The organism is Pseudonocardia lacus, from assembly GCF_018531445.1.
Classification (GTDB): Bacteria; Actinomycetota; Actinomycetes; order Mycobacteriales; family Pseudonocardiaceae; genus Pseudonocardia; species Pseudonocardia lacus.
Genome location: NZ_JAHDTH010000094.1, coordinates 23,336 through 29,865 on the forward strand (window position 1 = coordinate 23,336; position 6,530 = coordinate 29,865).

The following is a 6,530-nucleotide window of genomic DNA, read 5'->3' on the forward strand; positions in this document are numbered from 1 at the left end:
ATGTCTAGTAGATATGTCTAGTATACATCTCTCTGAGAGATATCGAGGCCCGGGCCATGGCACTCATCGACGGCGCGACGACCGCACCGCACCGCCGCGCGACCGCGAGTCTGCGGTCGGCACTGGAGCGCATCACCCGCAGGTACAGCGGGATGCCGCCGCCCCAGGTGCTCGTCCGGTCACCCGACTGGGAGTTCGAGTTCGGCGACGTGGCGCGGCCGTTCCACGCGGCCAGCTCGGGCAAGCTGCTCACCGCGACGCTGGTCGCGATGCTGGTCGAGCGCGGCGGCTTCCGGTTCGACTCCCCCATCGGCACGCTGCTGCCCGGGGCCGACGTCGCGGGCCTGCCCGCGGCCGACGGCGTCGACGTCGCCCGGGACGTGACGGTCGAGCACCTGCTGGCCCACACGAGCGGGCTGCCCGACTTCTTCGAGCCGCCGCGCGGCCACCGGACGGCCGCGTCGGCCCGGTCCGTCGGCGTGCACCGCGACCGACGCTGGACCCCGACCGACCTGCTGGACGAGGCCCGCCGGCTGCCCCCGGCCGGACGTCCCGGCGAGGCGTTCCGCTACTCCGACACCAACTACGTCCTGCTCGGGCGCATCGCCGAGGAGGCGGCCGGCGAGCGGTTCGCGGACCTGCTGCGCACGCGCCTGTTCGAGCCCTGCGGCATGGAGCGCAGCTCGACCCCCTACGACGCCACCCTCATCCCCGACGACCTCAGTGGGCTCGACGTCGCCCCGTTCTGGATCGGGCACGAGGAGCTCAGCCGCGCGCACAGCGTCAGCCTGGACTGGGCCGGCGGCAACGTCGTCGGCCCGCCGGAGGACTTCGTGCGGTTCCAGCGGGCGCTGCACGGCGGGCGGCTCATCTCGGCCGAGCACCTGGCGCACCTGGCGCGGCCGCGGCACCGGTTCCGGCGCGGCCTGCACTACGGCGCGGGCACGATGACCGTCCGGTTCGGCGAGTTCGTGCCGCCGCTGATGCGCGGGCTCCCCGAGCCGGTCGGGCACCTGGGCTTCTTCGCGACGCACGTCTTCCACCACCGCGAGGCCGACGCCCACGTGGTGCTGAACTTCCACGCCGACCGCCGGATGAACGCCAGCTTCGCCGTCCACTCCCGCATCGCCCGCATCCTGGCCGCCGCCCGCTGACGCACCCCCGTCGAGAACGACGTTGTCGTGATCAACAGGGTCATTCGATCACCGCAAGTTCGTTCTCGACGGGGGGGAACTGGCCGGGCCGACGGCCCGTGCCCGGCCGCCCGGCGAACGCCTGGCCGATCTCGGCCCACTCCCACGCGGCCGGCCCGGTGACCGTCAGGGCGAGGTCGTCGCGATGGCGGCGCTGGGTGATCAGCAGCGCGAAGTCCAGCGCCGGACCGGTGATCCGGTCGGCGGCGTCGGGCGGGCCCCAGGCCCACGTCGAGCCGTCCGGGGCGGTCAGCTCGACGCGCACCGCCGCGTCGGGCATCCGACGGCCGTTGGCGGCGTAGCTGAACGCCCGGGCGCCGACGCCGATGTGGGCGACGTGGCGCAGGCGGGCTGTCGGTTCGCGGGAGACCCCGAGGGCGTCGGCGACGTCCTGGCCGTGCGCCCAGGTCTCCATGATCCGCGCGGTCAGCGAGGACGCCGCGCTCATCGCCGGCCCGAACCAGGGCACCCGCAGGCCGGGTTCGAGCCCGCGGAACACCTCGACCAGCCGGGCGCGCGCGCCGTCGAACCAGCTCAGGATGTCGGCGCCGAGGAGGTGGCGGTACCGCGCGGCGACGGCGTCCGGGTCGACCCCGCCCTCGGCCCCGGTCCGCGCCACCTCGGCGCGGAACGCGTCGGGGTCGGTCGCCGACCGGACGGCGACGTCGTCGAAGTGGGCCAGGTGCGAGACCTGGTCGGCGACGGTCCAGCCCGGGGCCGGGGTGTCGCGGCGCCAGCCGGCCTCGTCGAGCCCGGCCAGCAGCGAGCGCAGCTGGGCGGACTCGGCGGCCAGGTCGTCGGCCAGTGCGGGCATCGAGACGGGCACGGCTGGTGGCCCTTCCGGACGGGGGTGCGCTTGTCGCGGAACGCGGCCGGGCCCTGCTGCGCGTCGGCGGAGCGGTACACCGGCGCCCAGATCCTAGGCCGCGACGTCGGATGGGCGCTCAGCACTCGACGACGTTGAGGGCCAGCCCGCCGCGGGCCGTCTCCTTGTACTTGTCCTTCATGTCGGCGCCGGTCTCCCGCATGGTCTTGATGGCCTTGTCCAGGGAGACGTGGTGGGCGCCGTCGCCGCGCACGGCCATCCGCGCCGCGGTGACGGCCTTGACCGAGGCGACGGCGTTGCGCTCGATGCACGGGATCTGCACGAGCCCGCCGACGGGGTCGCAGGTGAGGCCCAGGTTGTGCTCGATGCCGATCTCGGCGGCGTTCTCCACCTGCTCCGGGCTGGCCCCCAGCACCTCGGCCAGCCCGGCGGCGGCCATCGAGCAGGCCGAGCCCACCTCGCCCTGGCAGCCGACCTCGGCCCCGGAGATCGAGGCGTTCTCCTTGAACAGCAGCCCGATCGCCGCGGCGGTGAGCAGGAACCGCACCACGCCGTCCGCGGAGTAGGAGCCGAGGAAGTCGCGGTAGTAGTGCAGCACGGCCGGCACGATGCCGGCGGCGCCGTTGGTCGGCGCGGTGACGACGCGCCCGCCCGCGGCGTTCTCCTCGTTGACCGCCAGCGCGTAGAGCGTCACCCACTCCATGGCGCGCAGCGCGTCGGCGTCGTCGCGGTTCGCCTCCAGCTGGGCGCGCAGGCGCGCGGCGCGGCGGCGGACCTTGAGCCCGCCGGGCAGCACGCCGGGAGTCCGGGTGCCGCGCTCGACGCACTCCTGCATCACCGCCCAGATGTGCAGCAGCCCGTCGCGGACCTCCGCCTCGCTGCGCCAGGCCAGCTCGTTGGCCAGCATGATGTCGCTGATCCGCAGCCCGGTGGCGCGGGCGTGCTCCAGCAGCTCCCGGCCGGTGTGGAACGGGTAGCGGACCGGGGTCGGGTCCGCCACCAGGACCGGGCGACCGGCCTCGTCCTCGTCGAGCACGAAGCCGCCGCCGACGGAGTAGTACTGGCGCCGGTCCAGCTCCTCGCCGCCGGCGTCGACGGCCAGGAACAGCATGCCGTTGCTGTGGAACGGCAGCCGCGCGCGGCGGTGCAGGACGACGTCGTCGTCGACGGAGAAGGTGACCGGGTGCTCGCCGGCCAGCGACAGCGTGCCGGCGTGCCGGACGGACTCCACCCGCGACGCGGCCGTGGTCGGGTCGACCAGCTCGGGCCGCTCGCCCTCCAGCCCCAGCACGACGGCGCCGACGCTGCCGTGGCCGTGCCCGGTGGCGCCGAGCGAGCCGAACAGCTCGCAGCGGACCCGGGCGACCCCGCCGAGCAGCCCGCGCTCCCGCAGCCGCAGCGCGAAGGAACAGGCGGCCCGCATGGGGCCGACGGTGTGCGAGCTGGACGGACCGATCCCCACCCTGAACAGGTCGAAGGCGCTGATGGTCATCCGTCCCCCTCGGGCTTGATATATCAATCGTATGTCGGTTGCCCCGGGCAAGCAAGGTCTCTGGTCCAGCAGCATCTAGGATCGACCCGTGACCGCCGCGCCGCTGGAGACGGACCCGGTACCCGCGTCCCTGGCCGACCGGGCCTACCTCGCCGTCCGCGACCAGCTGATCATGCTGGACATCCGACCCGGCGAACCGATCGACGACGACCGACTGGCGAAGTCGCTCGGCGTGGGCCGCACCCCCGTCCGGGAGGCCCTCAAGCGCCTGGAGGGCGACCGGCTCGTCGTCTCCTTCCCCCGCCGCGGCACCTTCGCCACCGGCATGGACATCGCCGACCTCGCGCACATCTCCGAGATCCGCGTGCAACTGGAGCCGCTGGCCGCGCGGGGCGCCGCCGAACGAGCACCGCGCGCCACCCGCGCCGAACTCGGCGAGCTCGCCTCCCGCATCGAAGAGCTCGACATCGCCGGCATGGACCGCACCGACGTCATGCGCTGGGACCTCGGCGTGCACCGCACGATCTACCGGGCCGCCGCCAACCCGCACCTCGAGGACGTCCTGATCCGCTACGACAACCTGGCGACCCGCATCCACTGCGTGTTCCTCGACCGGCTCACCGCGATGGACATGCAGGTCGTCGCCGAGCACGTCGCGCTGCTGCGGGCCATCGCCGACGGCGAGGCCGACCGCGCCGCCGACCTCGCCCGCGAGCACGTCCTGGGCTTCGAACGCGCCATCCGCGCCGTGATCTGAGCCCCCGCCCCGCCCCGCTCCCGCCCCGAGTTCAGGAAAGCCACGATACTGCCCTCTGCGGGCAGCATCGTGGCTTTCCTGAACCTTGGCGACGGGGTCGGTCGGTCAGGGCGCGGAGTACTCCAGGGCGGCGTCGAGGAGCCAGTCGGCCAGGTAGCCGGCGAACGACGACCGGACGAGCACCAGGTAGTCGTCGCCGGCGTCGGACAGGGCCAGCAGGACGACGCCGGCCATGCCGAGCGTCGTCTGGGCGCTGCCGCCCCGGCCGAACACCTTCGGGTGCAGGTCGATCGAGCAGCCCTTGGCCAGCACGTCGCGGGCCCGCTCCCCGGTCAGCCGCAGGGTGATCCGCTGGGCGGAGACGTCGACGACGGCGCCGCCCAGCGGGCCGGCCGCCGCCCGGACCCGCTCCTCGAACTCCCACGGGGTCTCCGAGCCGCTGGTCAGCAGCCACTCGTCGGGGCCGAGCCAGACGGCGCGCCCGGCGTCGGTCGGCACCCAGGTGTTGGGGGTGGTCGGCAGGTCGAGCGCGCCCGGGTCGGCGAGCCGGACGTCGACCATCGCGTCGTGGGGCTCGACGGTGACGCGGACGGCGTCGGGCAGGTCGGCGAGGGCGGGGGCCCACGCCTGCAGCGGGTGGGTGCGCGGCAGCCCGATGATCGGCTCAGCCATCGCGGCGGGCTCCTTCCGGGTCGACCAGCACCGAGCCGGTGACCTCGACCGGCACCAGTGCGCCGTCGACGGGGACGTGGACGGTGTCGCCGATGCGCGCCCGCCCGCCCTCGACCAGGGCCAGCGCGAAGGGGCGGTCGAGCGCGGCGCTGCGGTAGCTGGAGGTGACGAAGCCGAGCATCGGCACCGGCGGTGGGGGCAGCGCGCCGTCGGGGCAGAACTCGACGATCTGCGAGCCCTCCGGCAGCACGGTCCCCCCGTCGACGGGCAGCAGCCCGACGAGCTGCTTGCGCTGCGGGTCCTGGTTGGCCGCGCGGGCGAAGGAGCGCTTGCCGATGAAGTCGGGCTTCTTCTTCGACACCGCCCAGGCCAGGCCCAGGTCCTGCGGGGTGACGGTGCCGTCGGTGTCCTGCCCGATGATCGGGTAGCCCTTCTCGGCGCGCAGGACGTGCATCGCCTCGGTGCCGTAGGGCGTGATGCCGTGCGGGCGGCCGGCGTCGAGGAGCCGTTCCCACACCGCGACCGCGTACCAGGGGTTGACGTAGACCTCGTAGGCGAGCTCGCCGGAGAAGCTGATCCGGGCGAGCACGACCGGCACGCCGTCGAGCGTGGTGTGGCGCAGCGCCATGAACCCGAACGCCTCCTTGGCGACGTCCACGTCCGGGAAGACGGTGCCGATGACGTCGCGGGAGCGCGGTCCGACGACGGGGAAGGTGGCCCACTGCTCGGTGACCGAGGTGAGCCGCACCCGCAGCCCGGGCCACTCCGTCTGCAGCCACTCCTCCATCCAGTCGAGGATCTTCGCCGCGCCGCCGGTGGTGGTCAGCACGAGGAAGCGGTCGTCGGCCAACCGCAGCACGGTGCCGTCGTCGATGACCATGCCGTCGACGCCGCACATGACGCCGTAGCGGACCGCGCCGACCTTCAGGCTGCTCATCATGTTCGTGTAGAGCCGGTCGAGCAGGACGGCGGCGTCCGGGCCCTGGACGTCGATCTTGCCGAGGGTGGAGCCGTCGATGATGCCGACGCCGGTGCGGGCCGCGGCGCACTCGCGCAGCACCGCCGCCTCCATGTCCTCACCGGGGCGCGGGTAGTAGCGCGGGCGCTTCCACTGGCCGACGTCCTCGAAGACGGCCCCGGCCGCGACGTGCCACTCGTGCAGGGCGGTCCGCCGCTCGGGGTCGAAGAGGTGGCCGCGGTCGCGACCGGCCAGCGCGGCGAAGGCCACCGGCGTGTAGGGCGGGCGGAAGGTCGTGGTCCCGGTCTCGCGCACCGGCACGCCGAGCAGTTCGGCGACGATGCCGGAGGCGATCACCCCCGACGTCTTGCCCTGGTCGTGCGCGGTGCCGATGGTCGTGTACCGCTTGACGTGCTCGACGGAGCGCAGGCCCGCCCCGACAGCGCGGGAGATGTCGGCGACCGTGGCGTCGCGCTGCAGGTCGACGAACTGGGTGGTCCCGCCGGCGCCGGAGACGTCCGGCACGCGCCACAGCACCAGCGGCGGGTCGGGGGCGGCCGGCTCCGGCGCGACCGGCAGGTCGCCGGCGACCGGCGCGAGGCCGAGGGCGGCCAGCGCCGCCGCACCGGCGC

6 protein-coding genes are annotated in these 6,530 nt (G+C 74.1%); 2 read left to right on the forward strand and 4 right to left on the reverse strand.

What is annotated here, in order from left to right:
- Nucleotides 1-56: 56 nt before the first annotated feature.
- On the forward strand, nucleotides 57-1,154 hold the full coding sequence (locus KIK08_RS20125; protein ID WP_214404749.1) for a serine hydrolase domain-containing protein: 1,098 nt from the start codon (nucleotides 57-59) through the stop codon (nucleotides 1,152-1,154).
- A gap of 40 nt (nucleotides 1,155-1,194) precedes the next feature.
- Here the strand turns inward: KIK08_RS20125 and KIK08_RS20130 are convergent, their stop codons facing one another.
- Nucleotides 1,195-2,019 carry a TIGR03084 family metal-binding protein gene (locus KIK08_RS20130; protein ID WP_214404750.1) on the reverse strand — a complete coding sequence of 275 codons (825 nt, stop codon included), beginning with the start codon at nucleotides 2,017-2,019 and terminating at the stop codon, nucleotides 1,195-1,197.
- A 118-nt stretch (nucleotides 2,020-2,137) separates the two neighbouring features.
- Nucleotides 2,138-3,511 carry an L-serine ammonia-lyase gene (locus tag KIK08_RS20135; RefSeq protein WP_214404751.1) on the reverse strand — a complete coding sequence of 458 codons (1,374 nt, stop codon included), beginning with the start codon at nucleotides 3,509-3,511 and terminating at the stop codon, nucleotides 2,138-2,140.
- An 88-nt stretch (nucleotides 3,512-3,599) separates the two neighbouring features.
- Between KIK08_RS20135 and KIK08_RS20140 the strand changes: the two genes are divergently transcribed.
- Complete coding sequence (locus KIK08_RS20140; RefSeq protein WP_214404752.1) at nucleotides 3,600-4,268, forward strand: GntR family transcriptional regulator; 669 nt, start codon at nucleotides 3,600-3,602, stop codon at nucleotides 4,266-4,268.
- A gap of 105 nt (nucleotides 4,269-4,373) precedes the next feature.
- On the opposite strand, the gene KIK08_RS20145 is transcribed toward KIK08_RS20140, so the two are convergent.
- Both KIK08_RS20145 and KIK08_RS20150 read right to left on the reverse strand, forming a co-directional pair.
- A complete protein-coding gene (locus KIK08_RS20145; protein WP_214404753.1) occupies nucleotides 4,374-4,940 on the reverse strand; it encodes a sarcosine oxidase subunit gamma in 567 nt (188 codons plus the stop codon).
- Nucleotides 4,933-6,530: glycine cleavage T C-terminal barrel domain-containing protein (locus KIK08_RS20150; RefSeq protein ID WP_305849599.1), on the reverse strand; the 1,598-nt coding region annotated here is incomplete at its 5' end. The genes KIK08_RS20145 and KIK08_RS20150, both read right to left, overlap by 8 nt.